Source organism: Desulfoprunum benzoelyticum, assembly GCF_014201505.1.
GTDB classification, from domain to species: domain Bacteria; phylum Desulfobacterota; class Desulfobulbia; order Desulfobulbales; family Desulfocapsaceae; genus Desulfoprunum; species Desulfoprunum benzoelyticum.
Genome location: NZ_JACHEO010000026.1, coordinates 1 through 19,702, shown reverse-complemented (window position 1 = coordinate 19,702; position 19,702 = coordinate 1). Strand labels below are relative to the sequence as shown.

The following is a 19,702-nucleotide window of genomic DNA, read 5'->3' as shown; positions in this document are numbered from 1 at the left end:
GGATCTACGGGGAGCGGCCGTGGGCCGGCCGTCACCCCGTGGCGATGCGGTTATTCGAACTGCTCGACAAACTCTCCGTAACCCGATTCGACAAGTTTTTCAACTTCGATGAAGCGGAGAGCGGCGGAATTGATGCAGTAGCGCAGGCCCGTCGGCGCCGGTCCGTCGTCGAAGACATGACCGAGATGGGCGTCACCCTTGCGGCTGCGGACCTCGGTCCGGACGCTGAAAAGGCCCCGGTCCTCGCGTTCGACAATGTTGTCCGCGACCACCGGTCGGGTGAAGCTGGGCCAGCCGGTCCCCGAATCGAATTTGTCGCGCGAGCTGAAGAGTGGCTCACCGGAGATTATATCGACGTAGAGACCGGCCTTCTTGTTGTCCCAGTATTCGTTGTTGAAAGGCGGCTCGGTGCCGTTCTCCCGGGTCACATGGTACTGCATGGCGGACAGCTTCTGTCGTCGACCTTCGCCCTTTCCCTCCCCGGAAAGGTCGATCTCGGCCTTGTCCCAGGTCCGGCGGAGGAAGTCATCGCGGCCCGAGCGTGAACGGTAGAATGTGTAGCGGATCGGGTTGTTTTTGTAATAATCCTGGTGATATTCTTCCGCCTTCCAGAAACGGGGGGCATCCAGAATCGCGGTGACGATCGGCCTCTTCAGAATGGCGCTGGCGGCCAGCTCCTGTTTCGAGGCCAGGGCCAGCTGCCGCTGTTCTTCATTGGAGACGAAGATGGCGGAAAGGTACTCGCGCCCGCGGTCGACAAACTGGCCGCCGGCATCGGTCGGGTCGATCTGCCGCCAGAAGACGTCGAGCAACCGGCCGTAGGAAATTTTTTGAGGATCATAGACAATTTGAACGACCTCGGTATGCCCACCCGCACCGTAGTCGTCGTAGGTCGGATTTTCCGTCGTACCGCCGGCATAGCCGGAGGTCACCGAGATAACGCCGTCGAGTTCTTCAAAGGGCTTTTCCATGCACCAGAAACAGCCGCCGGCAAAAAGAGCCTTCTCCATTGCCGGAGGTGGGGGTGTTGTTTTCACGTCGTGCTTATCCTCCTTTGCGGATACAGCGAAGCCGGCAGTAAAAAGTAGTGTCAGTGCCGTGATGACGCCCGCCCAGACAAATTTCATGCCGGCCTCCCTGCAGGTTGTTGTTTAATGATCAGTTTTCGTGCGACTCCGTGCCTCGCGCCTCATTGGTGGGACCGAAGACCCCGGCATTGTGGGTGTCGTTGTCGGAAATCCCCGCACCCCGGCTCGGATCGGAGTTTCCAGCGCCCATGCTGCTGAAGTTGTCACCGCTCATTCCAGTTCCTGCGCCCGGTGCCGAATACCCCTGCCAATCTGCGGATTTTGGCCCACAGCCGGCGACGAACAGGGAAATGGAAAGTACTGCAACGAGTGCCAGGATCGATTTAGTGAGAGTCTTCATGACGATTTCTCCTCAAGTTCAGTTAATGAAGGCGATGAGAAATCACCTCCGATGCTTCAAAACTAAGGCGTCGTTGTAAGGATGGTATAACGCCGGTGTAAAGATCCGGTAAAGATGGCAGGAACCGTGATTTTCAGTCGGGCAGGGTAAACCGGATGCAGGTCCGGTCATCCGTGCTGTCGGCTCCGACCCGGCCGCCGTGGGCCTTTATCAGTTCCCGGGTGATCGCCAGACCGAGACCGGAGCCCCCGGCATTGCGGCCGCGGGAACGGTCGGTGCGGAAGAATCGTTCGAAGATGAGGGGCAGGTCGGTGCTGGAGATTGCCGGGCCGCTGTTGCAGAACAGGATCTCCAGGCCATCGTCGAGCCGTTTGCTGGAGATGGCGACCTGTCCCCCGTCCGGGGTGTATTTGACGCAGTTGTCGAGGAGATTGCGGACCGCCTGCAGAAATTTGTCCCGATCCGCCTGGACCGTGTCGGCCTCCGGCGGAAAATCGGTCGTCACCTCGAGGTGCTTTTCTTCGATGCTCGGTCGGTACAGGGTCAGCATCTCCTGCAGTTGCTTTGATATCACCAGTTTCTCCCGGTGCAGGGATGTCCTGGCGGCGTCGGCGCGGGCCAATTGCTGGAGGTTGTCGACGAGCTTGACCAGGCGCAGGGTCTCACCCAGCAGCAGATCGATGGTCTCTGGGGAAGGGGGGAGAACACGGTCGTTGACGGCCTCGAGATAGCCGCGCAGGTTGGTCAGCGGCGTCCGCAGTTCGTGGGCGACATCGGCCACCATGTTCCTGCGCAGCTGTTCGATCCGTTCCAGGCTGTCGGCCATGTGATTGAAGGAGATGCCGAGCTGTCCCACCTCATCGCCGGTGGTGACCTCCACCCGGGCCGTGAAGTTGCCCGATGCCACCGCCCGGGTGACGGCGTTCATCTGCGAGAGTGGTTTCAGCACCCTGCGGGTCAGCAGGTAGCTGAGGACGAAACCGAGCAGCAGGGCGGCGAGGCTGGCCCAGATCAGGGTGGCGTGGATTGAGGTGATAAAGCTCTGGGGGATACCTGCCGGCGGTATCGGGTCGTTTCCCGGCAGATCGGGAAAGTTGCCGGCTGCCAGGCCATCGAGGGCCAACCAGATCACCATGATGATCGTCACCACCGGTATCCCGTTGACCAGCAGCAATTTCCAGAGCAGGCGTTGTCTGACAGGGTTCATAGGTCTTCCGGGTCGGCGAAGGCGTAGCCGAATCCGCGGACGGTGCGGATGTAGCGGGGTTGGGAGGGCTGCCGTTCAATCTTCTGTCGCAGTTTACCGATATGGACGTCGACCACCCGGTCGATGACGATCTCGCCGCCATGATAAACGGCATCGAGCAGTTCGCTGCGGGAAAAGACCCGGCCGGGGGCCTGCATCAGGGCCTGGAGCAGTTTGTATTCCAAACTGGTCAGGTCGACAATCCTGCCGTCAAGGTTGACCCGGTGTCTGTCCAGGTCCATCTCCAGCCCGCCGGAGCGCAGCATTTTACCCTGACTGTTCGTCTGCATGTTCGAGCGCCGCAGGATGGCCTTGACCCGGGCCACCAGTTCGCGAGGGCTGAAGGGTTTGATGACATAGTCGTCAGCGCCGAGCGAGAGTCCGGTCACCCGGTCGATCTCCTCCTCCCGGGCGGTCAGCATCAGTACCGGCACATTGGAGAAGGTCCGCACCTGCCGGCAGACCTCCCATCCATCGAGTTTGGGCAGCATGATGTCGAGGATGATGATGCAGGGCCGGCGATGTCGGGCCAATCGCACGGCCTTTTCGCCATCAGTCGCGATTTCACAGGTAAAACCTTCATGCTCGAGATAGGTCTTGAGCAGATTTGCGGTGTTGGGGTCGTCCTCGACAATCAACGCCGGTCCGGTGCAGCGCAGCATGATATTCTCCTCCTTGTCTGAATCTCGGCAGGGATGGCGGCCAGGGCAAGGTTCCTGCCGGAGAATGTAGGCACTTTCGAAAAGAAAAGCCATCGTCAAAACCTGCCCTGAACGCTGGAGCCAGGCGCCTCCGACTCAGGGATGATTTTCACTGCGTCCTGACTTGTGATCAGTGGACTGACTTGGTAAAGTCTCGGCGGCTGCATCACCGGAGGCAAGCGCTACTCCCCGTTGGGCCCGCTGCGAACCGGTTCGGCCGGAGGAGGGCGGAGGGGCCGGTGGGTCGGGGAGGGACCGCCGCGGAGCAGGGGTGGGCGTTATCTTCGACCGGTATCCGAGGAATCACCCGCCGTGTCAAGGGCGGCCGGGCAGGTCCTGGTCGCCGCCGGCCTGGCGCTGAGCCAGGTCTTGATCACACCGCTGCCGAGTATCAGCAGGCACCCGGCGATCTGCAGCGGCGTCAGGGTTTCGTTGAAGATCAGCCAGCCGAAGGCGATGACGGCAATCGGCTCGAAATAGGCCAGGGTGCCGAAGGTTGCGGCGGGAAGGGTGCTGAGGGCGACGACGGCGCAGAGGATGGCGAGGAAGCCGGGGAAAAGACCGGTGCCGGTCAGCCACAGCCAGTTGGTCGTCGAGATCGCCGGCGGACTGGCGATCAGGAAGGGCAGCATGACCAGGGCCCCGATCAGCAGCTGGTAGAAGGTGCGGCTGTAGACATGGACATGCGCCTTGATCGTCCGGTTGATGAGGATGAAGGCGGCGTAGCAGCACGATGCCAGGGCGGCCAGGCAGATTCCGGCGAAGTGGTTGCTGCCGCTGGAGAAATCGATGCGAAACTCCATCATCATGGCAAAACCGAAGAGGGCCGCGGCGATCAGCAGGACGCTGGCACGGTTCAACCGTTCGCCGAGAAAGAAATGGGCATAGATCGATGCCGTCAGCGGCGCCAGGTAGACCAGCATGATGGCGTTGGCCATCGTCGTCAGGTTCATCGCCTGGACATAGAAGATGATGAAGCCGGACAACATGGTGCCGTTGATCAGCACCGGCCAGGTCGGCCACTGCCTGATACGGCCGGTCTGCCGGCAGGCAACAAGGTAGAGCAGCATGAAGCCGGCGCCGAAAAAGAGGCGGAAGAACGTGATGGTTTCGGCGGACAGGCCGGTGATCTTCGAAAAGACGCCGATGGTCCCCATCAGCAGGGCGGAGAGAAGGGCGGCGACAATTCCTTTCAGGTTCATCGTTTCGGTGGGCTGCGGCGGCATTGGCGGAATCCTCCGGTTATGCGGGTATCAGAAGCGGTGCCCCGTGATACCACAGGAAGCGATTCCCGGCAACGCGAAGATGGTCCCGGTTGTCTCCACGGCATCAGAAGTTTTCCGCAACAGACCTCATATAGCATGTAATGACAGGCAATTGTGATGCTGGGGACGTCGTTATTCGATTGCTTTTCGTGCAGGCATCATTTAAATATATATAAATATTATATCAAATTCTTTGATTATACCCGGCGGGGATGCCGGAAAATAATTCACAGGTGAATACTTTCATGCATTATCTCGTTTTTGTCTATGGCACCCTGAAGAAGGGGTTCAGTAATCACCGTCTGTTGACCGGTGCTGAATTTGTTGGGGCGGCGCAGACACTGGAGAAGTTCGCAATGTATTATTCGACCGGGACGCCGATTGTTCTCAAGGAGGAGGCGGTTTCGCCGATTTTCGGAGAACTCTACCGTGTCGATGAGAAAATACTGGCCGCCCTCGACAGCCTCGAAGGCCATCCCGACTGGTACCGGCGGGAGCAGGTCGATATCTCGGTCGATGACGGGGGGCAGGGGAAACGCCTGGAGACGGCCTGGCTGTATTTCAGTCTTGACAAGCGCGGCATGCTGGTTCCGTCGGGAAAATTTCTGAGCGAAGTCGAACCGCAATGGTGAGCAGGGAGCCGGATCGGCTGCGAGTCAGCTGCGGGCGGTGAACAGCGCTGCCGTTCCGGCTTCGCTGTGGTTGACCGGCAAGGGCCGGGCATGTCGGAGGGGGCATGCCCGGCCCTTGCCGTTTTCCGCTACATGCAGAGCGCCTGGTGCAGGGCCCGCTGGGCCTGGGCGAACTGCACTCTCTCGACGATGAACTGCATGTTGGTCTGGCGGGGAGTCTGGGAAACCGCCAGAATATTGATGTCGTCGGCGGCCAGCGACTGGGCGGCCCTGGCCAGGATGCCGGGCTGACCGATATTCGAGCCGATGGCGCAGACGATGGCTACCGGGCGGCTGGTGACCGATTCGAATTTATCGCTCAGATCGTCCAGCAGCGCCTGTGAGCAGTCGCGGTCGGCGATCAGCATCGCGATCGTGTTGGCATTCGTGGCCTTGCTGATATAGGAAACCTGGTGTTTGGCCAGGACCTGCATGATACGCAGATCGAAGCCGACTTCGCCGACCATGCGCGTATCATGGATCTCCATGCTGACGACCTTGTCGGAGCCGGTGACGATTTCGACCTTCGATCGGGGGGCGATGAAATCCTTGGTGATCAGGGTTCCGGAATGGTTGGGATCGAAGGCGTTTTTGATTCGGATCGGGATGTTGTTGATCTCCAGCGGCTTCGATGCCTTCGGGTGGATCGCCTCCATCCCGACGTCGGCCAGCTGGTCGGCGACATCGAAGTTGGTGTTGCAGACCGGGTGGATCTTGTCCTCACCGATGACCAGCGGGTCTCCGGAACAGAGATGGTACTCCTTGTGGATGATCGCCTCCTTGGCCCCGAGGAGGACCGCCACCTTCGAGAAGGTCACCTCGGAATAGCCGCGGTCGAATTCCCGCATGATCCCTTCCTTGCCCTTGGTGTAGCCGGTGGCGAAACAGATGGTCGAAAACGGGTCGATGGAATTGAAGCTGTCCTTGATCCGCTCGTCAATGGTCAGTTGCCGGCTGTCCTCCCAGCCGCTGAGGTCGATAAACGTCGAATTGTATCCCTGGTTCTTCAGGATGTTCGCCGAGTTGAAGGCGCTGTGCATCTCGCCGAGGGAGGCCAGCATTTCGCGTGCGGCGAGGAGCAGGGCCTTGTGTGAGACGTATCCCGAGGAGAGGACGTTGTCCATGCTGCGGAGGATATTGATGGTCAGATCGATATGGTCGCCGATGAAATCGTTGGCCTCGTCGAGGTCGAGTCCGACCGGCGTCAGGGCCTCGTTGAGCTTGAACAGATTGTCACGCAGGTCAAGCAGTTTCCGGGGATAGTTCTGCTGCTCCTTGAACAGCTGGTAGATGCCGGGTTTGCCGGTTTTTTTGTGTTCGAGGAGCTCGTTGGTGATGCCGCTGTAGGCGGAGACGATATAGATCCGGCCGTAGATGTCGTCGGGATCGCGGAGGATGATGTTGTCGATGATCTCCGGAAATCGGGACATCGAGGTGCCGCCGATTTTTTCGACGCGAAGGAATGGAGTATGCATGGGCTGTGGTCGGGACCGTGAGAGTGTGGACAGTGCGGCGGACGGGAAGTGTCTCTATGGTTGATCCGCCACGCCGGTAGTGACGATGAAGGGCCGTTGCCGGGATGCGGCAGCTGACCCGGAGCAGAAAAAGCTAGCACAGATGAACGTTGCAGATCAAGGCTTTTTTCTCCCCGCCCGTCGGGCAGCCGGGGAGAGGTCCGGGCCGAAGCCCCTCTCCTGTTTCAGAAGGTGAACCGCAGCTCCACCATGTTCAGGTTCAGGCTCGGGTTCCTGCTGTAGATGCCGCCGTTGGACATGTGTGAATAGCGGTAACCGAGGGAGAGCCAGGGGGTCAGGCGGAGGCCGGCCCCGGCATGGAAGAGAAAGAAGACCGGGCCGCCGAAATTGATATCGCCGAGAATTTCGTCTTCGAGGACGCCGGCGCCGACTCCCGTCAACAGGAAGAAACGGTGTCCCGGTGACGACAGGATCAGGTCGGTCGAGACCGATCCGGCCACGACTTCCTCGTCGTCATGCTGGAGGATGCTGAGGTCCAGTTCCACGGCGGCGCCGAGATTCCAGCCGGACGACAGATTCCTGGCCCACGGCAGTTTTCTGGCGACGAAGAAGTCGGCCTGATCGGTGTCTTCACCCCGAAACGATGTGCCGAAACGGGCACCGGTCGAATACAGGCCGGTTTTTTCCGCTGTCGCGCTTGAGGTGGTATCCGCCTTCGCTGTCGTCCCGATTGCCGGGATGATGGCGAGGAGAAGGGCCAGGCTGAGAACTTTGATATACCCGCGTGGCTGCATGATAGTATCCTTTGGGGTCATGATGAGTGGTTCAGAGTTTCCGTTCCTCCATGAGCCGGTTGAGAAAAAGGCGGTAGTGGTTGGGCAGGCTCCGTTTGGGGGCGGAGATGATATAGAACGAGCGTTTCATCGTCAAGCCCTTGATCCTGATTACCTTGACCCGGTCGCCCTGGAGCTCGTCTCGCATCGCCAAACGGGAGATGATCGACACCCCGAGGCCGGCCTTGACCGATTCCTTGATGGCGGTGCTCGATCCCAGGGTGGCACAGATCTTCAGGTGCTCGATGCCGAGGTCCTTCCTGGCGAGAAAGGCCTCGATATTCTTCCGCGTCCCCGATCCTTCCTCACGCATCAGGAAGGGCAGGGCGGTCAGATCGGTCACTTCGATCGCACCCGGGATGTCGGCGTCGGCGGCGGCGACGAGGATCAGTTCATCCTCGATGAAGGGCTGGTAATTGACCTTGCGGGACGGTATCCGGGCCCCGACGATGCCGATCAGCAGGTCGTTGTCGGCGACACTGTCGACGATTCCGGCGGAATCGCCGATCCTGATCTCGAACGAGACCCCCGGGTACTTCGCCTTGAACGACGATGCCAGCCTGGGAATGATATATTCGCCCGGGATGGTGCTGGCCCCGATCATCAGTTCGCCGGCCACTCCCTTGCCGGTGGCGCTGACCTCGTCTTCCAGTTTGCGCAGGTCTTCGAGTATCGCCAGTGCCCGTGGGTAGAGAAGCTGGGCCTCGAGGGTCGGCATGATCGACCGGCCGAGGCGGTCGAAGAGCCGGCAGTCGAGTCGCGACTCGAGGTTGTGGATATGTTCGCTGACTGTCGGCTGGCTGGTATGCAGCAATTCTGCGGCCTTGGTGAAGCTGCGGTTCTTGTAGACAGCGACGAAAACCTTCAGGTGACGTGTTTCGATGGTCTCGGTCCTCAAATTGGAGTCTGGTTCATGTGGTCGGGGGCCGGGAAGGCCTCATGGTCAACGGAAAGTATAGTGCCATCCTCCCGGATTTTCCAGTGTTTTCTACGGCTTCGTCGGTACCGGAGCGGCTCGGGCAACGTCAATCGAGCAGCAGCGGGGTGCTCAGGTAGCGTTCCCCGGTGTCGGGCAGGATAGTGACGATGGTACTGCCCGCCTGGCCGGGTCGACGGGCGATCTGCCGGGCCGCCCAGGCGGCGGCGCCGCTCGAGATGCCGCAGAGGATGCCCTCGCTTCGCGCCAGCTCCCTGGCCGTGGCGAAGGCGTCGTCGTCGCTGACGGTCATGACCTCGTCGATGATCGCCCTGTTCAGCACTTTGGGAACGAAGCCGGCGCCGATGCCCTGGATCTTGTGGGGGCCGGGATTGCCGCCGGAGAGCACCGGCGAGGCGGCTGGTTCGACCGCGACCACGTGCAGGGCGGGGTTGCGGGCCTTCAGCACCTCCGCGATGCCGGTGATCGTGCCGCCGGTGCCGACCCCGGCGACAAGGACATCGACCTGGCCGCCGCTGTCGCGCCAGATCTCCTCGGCAGTCGTGCGGCGGTGGGCCTCCGGGTTGGCCGGGTTGGCGAACTGGTCGGGCATGAATGCGTCCGGCGTCTCGGCCAGCAGACGTTCGGCGGCGGCGATCGCCCCCTTCATCCCCAGCGCCGCCGGGGTCAGCACCAGTTCGGCGCCGAGGTGGCTGAGCAGTTTGCGGCGCTCGATGCTCATGCTCTCGGGCATGGTCAGGATCAGGCGGAGGCGGCGGCTGGCGCAGACAAAGGCCAGACCGAGACCGGTATTGCCGCTGGTCGGCTCGATGATCGTGGTGGCCGGGGTGATCGCGCCGGCGGCCGTGGCGGCATCGATCATTGCCACGGCGATCCGGCATTTGACGCTGCCCATCGGGTTGCGGGATTCCTGTTTGCCCAGGATGGTCGCGGCGGCGCCGGCGGCGAAGTTGTCGAGGGCGAGGAGCGGGGTGTTGCCTGTGGTTTCCGTCAGTTTCATGACTGGCCTCGTTGCGGGGATATGGTTAGGCTATCTGGCCCGACCGTTGGCATAGATCAGTTCCGGGCGTTTGAGCATGACCCTGGTGCCGGCCTCGACGCTCTCGGTGAGCCAGATGTTGCCGCCGATGACCGAGCCGCGGCCGATGACCGTATCGCCGCCGAGAATGGTGGTGTTGGCGTAGATGATGACATCGTCCTCGATCGTCGGGTGGCGCTTCTGGTGCCGGAGCTTGGTGCCGGCGTCGCGGGGCAGCGACAGTGCTCCCAGAGTGACGCCCTGGTAGAGGCGGACGTTGTTGCCGATGACGGTGGTCTCGCCGATGACGACACCGGTGCCGTGGTCGATGAAGAAGCCTTCGCCGATCGTGGCGCCCGGGTGGATGTCGATGCCGGTCAGGCTGTGGGCGTATTCGGTCATGATCCGGGGGACGATCGGCACCTTGAGCCGGAACAACTCGTGGGCCAGGCGGAAGATCGAGATGGCGAGGAGGCCGGGGTAGCTGAAGATCACCTCGTCGGGGCTGTCGGTGGCGGGATCGCCTTCGATCGCCGCCCGGATATCGGTGGCGAGGGTGGCGGTGACATCGGGCAGGGACTCGATGAAGGCCAGGGTCAACTCTTGACTCCGTTCCTCGCATCTGGTGCAGGGCAGGTTGTTGCGCCGGCAGTCGTGACGGATGGCGATAACGATCTGTTCACCCACCTTCTCGTAGAGATCGGTCGTTTCCTTGCCGATATAGTATTCGAGATTGGCGGCATGCAGCCTGGTCCTGGTGAAATAGCCGGGAAAGAGGATGCGCCGCGCCTGCTGGACGATTTCGATGATCTTGTCGTGCGAGGGGATCGACACCGGACTGATATGCTCGTAGCATTCCTTCGTGCTCCAGGAGTTCAGCAGGCGGTTGACGATCGCCGGGACCTTGTCGTGCCGGCTCGACTGGCTGATCTGAATGTGGTTGCAGATGTCGGCGATGGTGTCGATCGTTGTTTGCGGCTGTATTTTCGGTGCCATGGCTGCGGTGCTCGCTTTAAGTGGAGAGGGAGGAAGGCGGCGAAGTCAGGCGCCGTCGGAATTTTTCTGTTCGATGATGAAGATACCATAGGTGGCCCGCCAGTCGGCGAGAAATTCGACGACCTTGCCGCTGCGGCTGGCGGTGTCGGTATCGATGGCGATCTCGCGGACGATCCGGTAGCCGACGTCACGGGCGAAGCGGCGGAAGTCGGCGAGGGTGATGACCCGGATGTTCGGGGTGTCGTACCAGGAGTACGGCAGCTGGTCGTTTTTCGGGGCCATGCCGCGCCACAGCAGCTGCAGCCGGATCGTCCAGTGGCTGAAGTTGGGGAAACTGACGATCACCCGGCGGCCGATCCGGGCGAGGGAGCGGAGGAGGCGGGCCGGTTCGTAGACCTGCTGCAGGGTCTGGCTGAGGATGACGTAGTCGAAGCTGGCATCCGGGTAGTCTTCGACCTCGGCGTTGAGGTCGCCCTGGAGGACACTGAGGCCGCGGGCGATGCAGCGGGCGGCCTTGTCCTTGTCCTGTTCGATCCCGGCGCCCCTGACATCCCTGGCCGCCGCCAGCCAGGCCAGCAGGTCGCCGCTGCCGCAGCCGAGGTCGAGGACCCGGCTCCCCGGTTCGATCAGCGAGGCGATGACCTGGAGGTCGAAACGGATATGTTCAGGCTGCGGCGATGCCATGGAGAAATCCTCCGATCAGGTTGCTCAGGCGCTCGTCCGGGATCAGGAAGGCATCGTGGCCGCAGTCGGCCTCGATCTCGCAGAAGCTGACGTCCTGTCCGGCCCGCTTGAGCCGCCGCACCAGCTCCCTGGCCTGGTAGGTCGGGTAGAGCCAGTCGGAACTGTAGGAGATCACGAGATACTTGATGCCGGGTCGCGCGGAATCGATCGGATCCGGCCGCTGCGTCATGTCGAAATAATCGGCGGCGCGGGTGATGTAGAGCAGGGAATTGGCGTCGAAGCGGCGGACGAACTTGCTGCCCTGGTGGCGGAGATAGCTCTCGACCTGGAAATCGGCGTTGAAGCCGAAGGAGAAATCGTTCTTGTCCTGCAGCCGCCGGCCGAACTTGCGGCGCATCGCCTCGTCGGAGAGGTAGGTGACGTGGCCGACCATCCGGGCCACGGCGAGGCCGAGATCGGGGCGGCGGCCGGTGTCGTAGTAGTTGCCGCCCTGCCAGTTGGGGTCGGCCATGATCGCCTGGCGGGCGATCTCGTTGAAGGCGATGGCCAGGGCCGAGTGGCGCATCGTCGTGGCGATCGGGATCGCCGAGCGCACGACCCGGGGGTAGCGCCGGCACCACTCGAGGACCTGCATGCCGCCGACCGAGCCGCCGACGACGGTCAGCAGGCGGTCGATGCCGAGATGGTCGAGCAGCCGTTTCTGGGTCTCGACCATGTCGCCGATGGTCACCATCGGGAAGTCGAGGCCGTAGGGGCGGCCGGTGGCCGGGTTGAGCGAGGAGGGGCCGGTGGTGCCCATGCAGGAGCCGAGGATGTTGGCGCAGATCACGAAATAGCGGTCGGTGTCGATCCCCTTGCCGGGACCGATCAGAAAGTCCCACCACCCCGGCTTGTCGTCCCCGCTCTCGCCGGGGTAGCGGCCGGCGGCATGGGCGTCGCCGGAGAAGGCGTGGGCAACCAGGATCGCGTTGTCGCGCCCCTCGCTCAGCCGGCCCCAGGTCTCAAAGGCGACGGTGATCGGCCCGAGCCGGGTGCCGCTCTCGAGCACCATGGTGTCGGGCGGGTCGGCAAACCGGTGGAAGCGTTTTTCGACGATGCCGATCGAGGCCGGGGCGCCCTGTCCGGTGGCGATGGTCATGGCCGACGATCAGTCCTGTCCCTCGATCGCCTGGTCCAGGGCCTGGGCCAGGTCGGCGAGGATGTCGTCGATATGCTCGATACCGATCGACAGCCGGATCATCGAGGCGTCGATGCCGGCCGCCGCCAGCTGCTCGGGCGACAGCTGGGAGTGGGTGGTCGAGGCCGGGTGGATCGCCAGCGACTTGGCGTCGCCGACGTTGGCCAGATGCGAAAACAGCCGCAGCCCTTCGATGAAGCGGCTGCCCGCCGTCGTCCCGCCCCTGATCCCGAAGGCGACCATGCCGCCATAGCCGTGGTTCAAGTATTTGCGGGCGGTCTCATGGCCGGGCGAGCCGGGGAGGCCGGGGTAATTGACCCACGCCACCGCCGGATGGCGGTGAAGGTAGGCGGCGGCGGCCTGGCCGTTGGCGCTGTGCCGCTCCATCCGCAGGGCCAGGGTTTCGATGCCCTGGAGGAACAGCCAGGCATTGTCCGGCGAGATGCAGGCGCCGAGGTTGCGCAGCGGCACCAGGCGCAGCCGCAGGGCGAAGGCGATGCGGTTCATCTCGCCGAGATCGTGGGCGTAGCGCAGGCCGTGGTAGGAATGATCCGGTTCGTTGTAGAGGGTGAACCTGGGGTCGCTCCAGTCGAAGGTCCCGGCGTCGACGACAATGCCGCCGATACCGGTGCCATGACCGCCGATCCACTTGGTCAGCGAGTGGACGACGATGTCGGCGCCGTGCTCGATCGGCCGGAACAGGCAGGGCGGGGTGAAGGTCGAATCGACGATCAGCGGCAGCCCGTGGCGATGGGCGATATCGGCTACCGCCTGGATGTCGGTCATGTTCAGCGCCGGGTTGCCGAGGGTCTCGCAGTAGAGGGCGCGAGTGCGCTCGGTGATGGCATGGGCGAAATTGTCCGGGTCGCTCGGGTCGACGAGATGGACCTTGATGCCGAACTGCGGCAGAATGGAGTCGAACTGCGAGTAGGTGCCGCCGTAGAGATTGTTGGCGGCCACGAGCTCGTCGCCCTGGCGGCAGATATTGATGATGGCGTAGAAGATCGCCGAGGTGCCGGAGGCCAGGGCGACGGCCGCCGCTCCACCCTCGAGGGCGGCGAACCGCTCCTCGAGCACGGCCTGGGTCGGATTGCCGATACGGGTGTAGATATTGCCGGCCTCCTTCAAAGCGAAGAGGTCGGCGGCGTGCTTCGTGCTCCGGAACAGGTAGGCGCTGGTCCGGTACACCGGCACCGCCCGCGACAGGCTGTCCCCGTCGACGGTATGGCCGGCATGGAGGGCGAGGGTCTCGAATTTCATGGTCTCTCCTTTATGGCTGGGGCGGCGGACGGATCTTGATCCGTTCCGGCAGGAAGCAACCGTTACGGGACCGGTGCGGGCCATTACCTGTCCTTCTGGTTCGCCAGTTCCTTCTGCACCCCGTCGATAAACTGGCGGACGCTGCTGCCGTCGGTCATCTTGGCCTCGGGGTTGAGGCGGAGCAGCTCCTCCCAGCTGGCTATGGCTCCCTGCGGATCATTGAGGTCGAAGAGCTGGACGATACCCTTGTTCAGCCGCGACGGTTCGTGTCGCGGATCGAGCTGCCGGGCCTGGTCGAAGGATGCGATCGCCTTTTCCTTCTGTCCGGTATTGCGGTACATGACGCCGAGATCGGTCAGCAGATTGGCGTCGGGCGGATGCAGGGCGATCGATCGGGTGTAGGCCTGAATTGCCTTCTCGGGCTGGTTGGTATCGAAGTAGAGGTGGCCGAGCCTGATCCATGCCTGATAATCGTTCGGCTGGCTGGTGACTGCGCTTTCGAGCTGGGTGATGGCCTCGGCCTGTTCCTGCGAAATCTGCTGGGCCGCCTGTTCCCCGGTTGCCGGCGGCGCCGCCATCCGGCTCGTCTTATAGGTAGTGAAGGCGACACCGGCGAGAAAGCCGCCGATGAAAACGATCAGGAGGAGGATCGGCGTCCGGTTTTTCGAGGCTGGCTGTCGTGTGGTCATGGCTTTTCCGCTTTCGGGGGGACGGGTTGGCGACGGTCTCGGGTACGGGCGGGACGATGACAGTCGGATACATTTCTGCGAACGGTCTCCCTGTATACTGCAATGTGGTACAATTCTCAACAAAAAGACAGAATCGCCCGCAAGGTCTGGACACTCCGCTGCAGTCATGGCAGACTGGAACGATACGGATTGTTTCCGCTTCACCGCCGGCCCATTTGGATAGAAATAAGCAGGCTGGGTCCGCTGTCAATGTCGGGAATGCGGGGAAGGGGGCGGAGTAGACGCGAAAAGCGAACCGGGTTTCCCGGTTGAGAACCATGGAGACGGAACATGAAAAAAAAATTGCAGAAGGTTGAGTCCCAGTCGGATTCGGGAAAGGATGCACCTTCTTGTCCCGAGGTGTTTTTCAAGACCAATACCGAGGCGATCAAGGACAACATCATCCACCATCTGATGAGTTTTCAAGGGCGGGACCCGGAGCGGTCGGGGCCGACCGACGTCTACAAGTCCCTGGCCTACACGATGCGCGACATCATGGTCGAGAAGTGGATTTCGACCCAGAAAACCTTCTATGCCAAGAAAAAGAAACGGGTCTACTATCTCTCGCTCGAGTTCCTGATCGGCCGTTCCCTCGGCAACAGCCTGGTCAACCTCGGGATCATGGAGGATGCGAAGAAGGCCATCGAGGGACTTGGCTTCGACATGAGCGAGATCCGTGATCAGGAGGAGGATGCCGGGCTCGGCAACGGCGGTCTCGGACGCCTCGCCGCCTGTTTCATGGATTCGATCGCCACCCTCAAAATCCCGGCCTACGGGTATGGCATCCGCTATGAGTACGGCCTGTTCTACCAGCAGTTGATCGACGGCTACCAGGTCGAGACCCCGGACAACTGGCTGCGCTACGGCACGCCGTGGGAGTTCGAACGGCGGGTGCCGGTCTTCCCGGTCCGTTTCTACGGCAATGTCACCGGGTACCTCGACGACAACGGCCGCTACCGGGCCAAGTGGGTCAATACCACCGACGTTATGGCCATGCCCTGCGACATCCTGGTGCCGGGCTACCGCAACGATCATGTCATCAATATGCGCCTGTGGACGGCCCGGGCCTCGCGTGACTTCGACCTCGGCTTTTTCAGCCAGGGAGACTATATCAGCGCCGTCCAGTCGAAGGTCAGTTCGGAGACCATCTCGAAGGTTCTCTACCCGCCGGACCACAACCTCGCCGGCCAGGAACTGCGGCTCAAACAGCAGTACTTCTTCGTCGCCGCGACCCTGCAGGACGTGATCCGGCGCTTCAAGAAGAACAACCGGGAAGGTTTCGGCAAATTCAGCGATGCGGTGGCGATACAGCTCAACGATACCCATCCGTCCATCGCCATCCCCGAACTGATGCGGATGCTCCTCGACATTGAAGGCCTGACCTGGGAGGAGGCCTGGGATATCTGCGTCAAGACCTTCGCCTATACCAACCATACCCTGATGTCCGAGGCCCTGGAAAAATGGACCGTCGATCTGCTGGGCCGGGTCCTGCCCCGGCACCTCGAGATCATCTACGAGATCAACCGCCGCTTCCTCGAGGCAGTGGCTCAGTCCTATCCCGGCGACATCAACCGGCTGCGGAACATGTCGATCATCGAGGAGGGGCCGCCGAAGATGGTGCGCATGGCCCATCTCGCCATCGTCGGCAGCCATTCGGTCAACGGGGTGGCGGCATTGCACACCCGGCTGCTGAAGGACCGGCTGTTCCACGATTTTCACCGCTTCTATCCGGGAAAATTCAACAACAAGACCAACGGCATCACTCCGCGGCGGTGGCTGCTGCAGGCCAACCCCGAGCTGGCGGCCCTGATCGGCGAGCACATCGGCGATGACTGGGTCACCGACCTTGCCCAGCTGCGCCGGCTCGAACCCTGCGCCGATGACCCCGAATTCCGCCGCCGGTGGCAGGACGTCAAGCGGGCCAACAAGGTGCGGCTCGCCGAATACGTCAAGGACCTCTGTTCGCTGGCCATCGATCCCGACTCGATGTTCGACGTCCAGGTCAAGCGGATCCACGAGTACAAGCGGCAGTTGCTCAACGCCCTGCACGTCATCCATCTCTACCACCGGATCCTGCGCAACGGCGGCGAGGAAATCGCCTCCCGGACCGTGATCTTCGGCGGCAAGGCGGCCCCGTCCTACTGGCGGGCGAAACTGATCATCAAGCTGATCACCTCGATTGCCGACGTGATCAACAACGACCCCCGCATCTTCGGCCGGCTGAAGGTTGTCTTTCTTCCCAATTACACGGTGTCCCAGGCCGAGAAGATCATTCCGGCGGCGGACCTGTCCGAGCAGATCTCCACCGCCGGCACCGAGGCCTCCGGCACCGGCAACATGAAGTTCGCGCTCAACGGAGCCCTGACCATCGGTACCCTCGACGGAGCCAATATCGAGATCCGCGAGGAGGTCGGCGAGGACAATATCTTCATCTTCGGCATGACCGCCGAGGAGGCCGAGTACGAGCGTCTCAATATCAGCCGCACGCCGCTGCAGATCTGCCAGGCCAACGCCGAGATCAACGACGTGATCGAAAGCCTGAGGAACGGCTGTTTCAGTCCCGGCAATCGCGACCTGTTCATGCCGCTGGTCGAAAGTCTGATGAACAAGTACGACCCCTATCTGCTGCTGCTCGATCTGGAGTCCTACATTCAGTGTCAGCATCGTGTCAACGCCGCCTTCCTCGACCCTGAGGAGTGGACGCGGATGGCGATTCTCAACGTCGCGCGGATGGGCAAATTCTCGACCGATCGGACGATCAGGGAGTATTCCGAGGAGATCTGGGGGATACCTGTTGCCTGAGGGAGGCGCGACGGCTGAACTTTGGCGTGCGTATCGCCTTCGTCTGTGCTATACAGGGGCAGCCGTGAACCGGCCGGAAACGCGAAAGGGACCATGGCTGATGCCATGGTCCCTTGTATCTGCTGGAGGCGGCGAGCGGATTCGAACCGCTGAATAATGGTTTTGCAGACCACTGCCTTAGCCACTTGGCTACGCCGCCGCAACGATGAGGCCATCTTTATACCATAGTTAATCATTTTGACAAGAGGAAATATTTGAGCATGGCAACGGATCTCGACGCCTTGGTGCAGGAGAACAAGGAGCCGCTGAGCGAGTTAGAGAAGATCCTCGGATACCGTTTCACCGACCTGCGGCTGTTGCAACTGGCCCTCGTCCACTCGTCCTATTCCTTCGAACAGCCGTCCTTCGGCAAAAACAACGAGACCCTCGAGTATCTGGGCGATGCCGTCCTCTATCTGGCGGTCGGTCACCTGCTGCACCAGCGGTATCCGGAGATGCGGGAAGGAGATTTGACCCGCCTCCGTTCGGCCCTGGTCAACGAAACCCACCTGGCCCAGATGGCGCGCAACATCGAACTCGGACGCTTCCTGCGCCTCGGCAAGGGGGAAGATGCCTCGAACGGCCGCAACAAGTCCTCTATCCTCAGTTCCGCCTATGAGGCGGTGATCGGAGCGATCTTCGAGGATGCCGGCTATTACCTGGCAGCCGGATGCATCGAGACCTTCTTCATCCCGGCGATCTCCGGCAAGAAGGAGGAACTGCTGGTGGCCGACGCCAAGAGTCGATTGCAGGAGATACTGCAGGACCGGTTCAACGAGGGGCCCCAGTACCAGCTGGATCAGGAGGAGGGGCCGTCGCACCAACCGCTGTTCACCACCTCGGTCGTGTTCCGCGGCGAGATTCTCGGCACCGGGCAGGCCCGGTCGAAGAAGGAGGCGGAGCAGCGGGCCGCCGCCGCCGCCCTCGGGCGGCTGCAGGAAGGCGAATGATCGGTCATGCCTCTTGTCATTCCGCTCTTCATCCCGCATCGGGGATGCCCCCACCTCTGCCTTTTCTGTAACCAGCACAGCGTTACCGCGGCCGGGCAGGCGGCGTCGGATGCGGCGGCCATCGGCGATATCATCCGCACCTGGATCGACAGGAGCCCGGGGCGCGACGAGGTCCAGGCCGCCTTTTTCGGCGGTTCTTTCACCTGTCTGCCCCAGACGGAGCAGGAGAGGCTGCTGGCGGCGGTGCGGCCGTTTGTCGATTCCGGTGAGGTGCATTCGATCCGTCTGTCGACCCGGCCGGATTGCATCGATGCCGAGACCTGCCGGTTCCTCCGCGACCATCGGGTCGGCATCGTCGAAATCGGTGTCCAGTCCTTCGACGACCAGGTGCTGCGGGCGGCCCGCCGCGGCCATACGGCGGCGGACAGTCGGCGGGCAGTGGAATTGCTGCAACAGGCCGGGATTACTGTGGGTATTCAGTTGATGCCTGGTCTGCCGGGGGAAACGCACCGTTCCTTCATCGCCGGCATCCGCCAGACCATCGTCCTGGCCCCGGCCGTGGTCCGGCTTTACCCGGCGGTGGTGCTGCGCAATACCGGGCTGGAGGAAGAGTGGCAGGCCGGCCGCTATCGACCGCTGTCGCTCAACCAGGCGGTGGCGAAGACCGCCCGGGCGAAGGAGTTGCTCGCCGCCGCCGGTATCCGGGTGATCCGCATGGGCCTGCAGCCCTCCGCCGAACTGGAGGCCGGGATCGTGGCCGGGCCTTATCACCCGGCCTTCGGCGAGTGTGTCCAGTCGCGGCTGTGGTTCAAACGGATCCGGCGGCGGCTGGCATGCCTGACGCAAGACGAACATCTGACGATCCGCATATCCGGGCGGGACCGGTCGGCCATCGTCGGCCGCCACCGAGTCACCCTCCGGCGCCTGGCGGCCCTCGGCTACGCCAGTCTTTTCACCCTGGAGGAAGATCGGCGAGCGGCTCGGGGGAGTGTGGAATATATTGTCGGTCAGAGACCTCCTTCCTGCCCATCCTGATCCCAGCTGCGCCGTTGGCAGTCGCAGAGCTCGACCTGCACCCGCAGTTTGTCTCCATTCCGGTTCGTTGCCAGCCGATACGACCCTCCTGCGGCAGCAACCAACCGGCAGGACCATCGCCGGGCAACACTCCCTGCTTTTTGGGTTCGTTTTGTCGATGTTGAGACCATCGGTCTTGACAGAGGTGGTCGATGCCGTACTATTGAAGATAGTAAATAATTACTATCTAGAAAGGAGGGCGTATGAGCAATCGTGGCCATCATCTCCCGGCCGAGGAACGGCGCGCGGTGATTGTCCAGACCGTGATCGAACTGGCCGCCGAGCAGAATCCGAATGGCATCACCACGGCGGCGATCGCCGAACGCATGGGACTGACCCAGGGGGCCCTGTTCCGACATTTTCCCAACAAGGCCGCAGTACTGGCGGCGGTGATGGAGTGGGTGGCGGAGGAGTTGCT

Annotated in this window: 19 protein-coding genes, 1 tRNA gene and 1 pseudogene; 5 read left to right on the top strand and 16 right to left on the bottom strand. The window is 62.1% G+C overall.

From position 1 onward, the window contains the following. Positions 1-50 precede the first annotated feature (50 nt). The 6 genes and pseudogenes from msrB to HNQ81_RS15605 form a co-directional block, all read right to left on the bottom strand. On the bottom strand, positions 51-1,127 hold the full coding sequence (gene msrB, locus HNQ81_RS15625) for a peptide-methionine (R)-S-oxide reductase MsrB (RefSeq protein ID WP_183352245.1): 1,077 nt from the start codon (positions 1,125-1,127) through the stop codon (positions 51-53). A gap of 31 nt (positions 1,128-1,158) precedes the next feature. Beyond that, positions 1,159-1,428 carry a hypothetical protein gene (locus HNQ81_RS15620; RefSeq protein ID WP_183352244.1) on the bottom strand — a complete coding sequence of 90 codons (270 nt, stop codon included), beginning with the start codon at positions 1,426-1,428 and terminating at the stop codon, positions 1,159-1,161. A 133-nt stretch (positions 1,429-1,561) separates the two neighbouring features. Then, positions 1,562-2,635 (bottom strand): sensor histidine kinase, encoded by a 1,074-nt coding sequence (locus HNQ81_RS15615; RefSeq protein WP_183352243.1) that lies wholly within the window; start codon positions 2,633-2,635, stop codon positions 1,562-1,564. Further along, positions 2,632-2,916 (bottom strand): winged helix-turn-helix domain-containing protein, encoded by a 285-nt coding sequence (locus HNQ81_RS18295; protein ID WP_420842284.1) that lies wholly within the window; start codon positions 2,914-2,916, stop codon positions 2,632-2,634. Before HNQ81_RS18295 ends, HNQ81_RS15615 begins: the two co-directional genes overlap by 4 nt. A 129-nt stretch (positions 2,917-3,045) precedes the next feature. Next, positions 3,046-3,336 (bottom strand): annotated as a pseudogene (locus tag HNQ81_RS18290) (response regulator); the annotation flags it as partial. Positions 3,337-3,653: 317 nt separating this feature from the next. Further along, a complete protein-coding gene (locus HNQ81_RS15605; RefSeq protein WP_205240353.1) occupies positions 3,654-4,601 on the bottom strand; it encodes a DMT family transporter in 948 nt (315 codons plus the stop codon). Positions 4,602-4,885: 284 nt separating this feature from the next. Between HNQ81_RS15605 and HNQ81_RS15600 the strand changes: the two genes are divergently transcribed. Further along, on the top strand, positions 4,886-5,272 hold the full coding sequence (locus tag HNQ81_RS15600) for a gamma-glutamylcyclotransferase family protein (protein ID WP_183352241.1): 387 nt from the start codon (positions 4,886-4,888) through the stop codon (positions 5,270-5,272). A 128-nt stretch (positions 5,273-5,400) separates the two neighbouring features. On the opposite strand, the gene HNQ81_RS15595 is transcribed toward HNQ81_RS15600, so the two are convergent. The 9 genes from HNQ81_RS15595 to HNQ81_RS15555 all read right to left on the bottom strand — a co-directional run bounded on the left by HNQ81_RS15595 (position 5,401) and on the right by HNQ81_RS15555 (position 14,380). Next, on the bottom strand, positions 5,401-6,786 hold the full coding sequence (locus HNQ81_RS15595; protein WP_183352240.1) for an aspartate kinase: 1,386 nt from the start codon (positions 6,784-6,786) through the stop codon (positions 5,401-5,403). 224 nt (positions 6,787-7,010) lie between these two features. After that, on the bottom strand, positions 7,011-7,580 hold the full coding sequence (locus HNQ81_RS15590; protein ID WP_183352239.1) for an acyloxyacyl hydrolase: 570 nt from the start codon (positions 7,578-7,580) through the stop codon (positions 7,011-7,013). Between the two features lie 31 nt (positions 7,581-7,611). Next, the gene (locus HNQ81_RS15585) at positions 7,612-8,517 is read right to left on the bottom strand and encodes a selenium metabolism-associated LysR family transcriptional regulator (protein ID WP_183352238.1); all 906 of its coding nucleotides are present in this window, start codon (positions 8,515-8,517) and stop codon (positions 7,612-7,614) included. A 127-nt stretch (positions 8,518-8,644) separates the two neighbouring features. Further along, positions 8,645-9,556: a cysteine synthase A gene (gene cysK / locus HNQ81_RS15580; RefSeq protein WP_183352237.1), complete on the bottom strand. Its 912-nt coding sequence runs from the start codon at positions 9,554-9,556 to the stop codon at positions 8,645-8,647. Positions 9,557-9,586: 30 nt separating this feature from the next. Further along, positions 9,587-10,570, bottom strand: coding sequence for a serine O-acetyltransferase (locus tag HNQ81_RS15575; protein WP_183352236.1), 984 nt, complete (start codon positions 10,568-10,570; stop codon positions 9,587-9,589). 45 nt (positions 10,571-10,615) lie between these two features. Next, the gene (gene metW / locus HNQ81_RS15570) at positions 10,616-11,254 is read right to left on the bottom strand and encodes a methionine biosynthesis protein MetW (RefSeq protein ID WP_183352235.1); all 639 of its coding nucleotides are present in this window, start codon (positions 11,252-11,254) and stop codon (positions 10,616-10,618) included. Next, a complete protein-coding gene (gene metX / locus HNQ81_RS15565) occupies positions 11,235-12,392 on the bottom strand; it encodes a homoserine O-acetyltransferase MetX (RefSeq protein WP_183352234.1) in 1,158 nt (385 codons plus the stop codon). Before metX ends, metW begins: the two co-directional genes overlap by 20 nt. A gap of 9 nt (positions 12,393-12,401) precedes the next feature. Then, positions 12,402-13,691, bottom strand: coding sequence for an O-acetylhomoserine aminocarboxypropyltransferase/cysteine synthase family protein (locus tag HNQ81_RS15560; RefSeq protein ID WP_183352233.1), 1,290 nt, complete (start codon positions 13,689-13,691; stop codon positions 12,402-12,404). Between the two features lie 83 nt (positions 13,692-13,774). Continuing rightward, the gene (locus tag HNQ81_RS15555) at positions 13,775-14,380 is read right to left on the bottom strand and encodes a tetratricopeptide repeat protein (RefSeq protein ID WP_183352232.1); all 606 of its coding nucleotides are present in this window, start codon (positions 14,378-14,380) and stop codon (positions 13,775-13,777) included. A 330-nt stretch (positions 14,381-14,710) separates the two neighbouring features. Between HNQ81_RS15555 and HNQ81_RS15550 the strand changes: the two genes are divergently transcribed. Continuing rightward, positions 14,711-17,221, top strand: coding sequence for a glycogen/starch/alpha-glucan phosphorylase (locus HNQ81_RS15550; protein ID WP_183352231.1), 2,511 nt, complete (start codon positions 14,711-14,713; stop codon positions 17,219-17,221). 123 nt (positions 17,222-17,344) lie between these two features. On the opposite strand, the gene HNQ81_RS15545 is transcribed toward HNQ81_RS15550, so the two are convergent. Beyond that, a tRNA-Cys gene (locus HNQ81_RS15545) sits at positions 17,345-17,420 on the bottom strand. A 61-nt stretch (positions 17,421-17,481) separates the two neighbouring features. On the opposite strand from HNQ81_RS15545, the gene rnc reads away from it, so the two are divergent. The 3 genes from rnc to HNQ81_RS15530 form a co-directional block, all read left to right on the top strand. Further along, positions 17,482-18,210, top strand: a complete 729-nt coding sequence (rnc, locus tag HNQ81_RS15540; RefSeq protein WP_183352230.1) for a ribonuclease III — start codon at positions 17,482-17,484, stop codon at positions 18,208-18,210. Between the two features lie 6 nt (positions 18,211-18,216). After that, positions 18,217-19,245, top strand: coding sequence for an elongator complex protein 3 (locus tag HNQ81_RS15535; RefSeq protein WP_183352229.1), 1,029 nt, complete (start codon positions 18,217-18,219; stop codon positions 19,243-19,245). A gap of 242 nt (positions 19,246-19,487) precedes the next feature. Then, on the top strand, positions 19,488-19,702 hold a 215-nt coding region (locus HNQ81_RS15530), incomplete at its 3' end, for a TetR/AcrR family transcriptional regulator (RefSeq protein WP_183352228.1).

Coding starts and splice junctions, on each gene's coding strand:
- msrB (WP_183352245.1), bottom strand. CDS start 1,127: ATGAAATTTGTCTGGGCGGGCGTCATCACGGCACTGACACTACTTTTT.
- HNQ81_RS15620 (WP_183352244.1), bottom strand. CDS start 1,428: ATGAAGACTCTCACTAAATCGATCCTGGCACTCGTTGCAGTACTTTCC.
- HNQ81_RS15615 (WP_183352243.1), bottom strand. CDS start 2,635: ATGAACCCTGTCAGACAACGCCTGCTCTGGAAATTGCTGCTGGTCAAC.
- HNQ81_RS18295 (WP_420842284.1), bottom strand. CDS start 2,916: ATGGACCTGGACAGACACCGGGTCAACCTTGACGGCAGGATTGTCGAC.
- HNQ81_RS15605 (WP_205240353.1), bottom strand. CDS start 4,601: ATGCCGCCGCAGCCCACCGAAACGATGAACCTGAAAGGAATTGTCGCC.
- HNQ81_RS15600 (WP_183352241.1), top strand. CDS start 4,886: ATGCATTATCTCGTTTTTGTCTATGGCACCCTGAAGAAGGGGTTCAGT.
- HNQ81_RS15595 (WP_183352240.1), bottom strand. CDS start 6,786: ATGCATACTCCATTCCTTCGCGTCGAAAAAATCGGCGGCACCTCGATG.
- HNQ81_RS15590 (WP_183352239.1), bottom strand. CDS start 7,580: ATGCAGCCACGCGGGTATATCAAAGTTCTCAGCCTGGCCCTTCTCCTC.
- cysK (WP_183352237.1), bottom strand. CDS start 9,556: ATGAAACTGACGGAAACCACAGGCAACACCCCGCTCCTCGCCCTCGAC.
- HNQ81_RS15575 (WP_183352236.1), bottom strand. CDS start 10,570: ATGGCACCGAAAATACAGCCGCAAACAACGATCGACACCATCGCCGAC.
- metW (WP_183352235.1), bottom strand. CDS start 11,254: ATGGCATCGCCGCAGCCTGAACATATCCGTTTCGACCTCCAGGTCATC.
- metX (WP_183352234.1), bottom strand. CDS start 12,392: ATGACCATCGCCACCGGACAGGGCGCCCCGGCCTCGATCGGCATCGTC.
- HNQ81_RS15560 (WP_183352233.1), bottom strand. CDS start 13,691: ATGAAATTCGAGACCCTCGCCCTCCATGCCGGCCATACCGTCGACGGG.
- HNQ81_RS15555 (WP_183352232.1), bottom strand. CDS start 14,380: ATGACCACACGACAGCCAGCCTCGAAAAACCGGACGCCGATCCTCCTC.
- HNQ81_RS15550 (WP_183352231.1), top strand. CDS start 14,711: ATGAAAAAAAAATTGCAGAAGGTTGAGTCCCAGTCGGATTCGGGAAAG.
- rnc (WP_183352230.1), top strand. CDS start 17,482: ATGGCAACGGATCTCGACGCCTTGGTGCAGGAGAACAAGGAGCCGCTG.
- HNQ81_RS15535 (WP_183352229.1), top strand. CDS start 18,217: ATGCCTCTTGTCATTCCGCTCTTCATCCCGCATCGGGGATGCCCCCAC.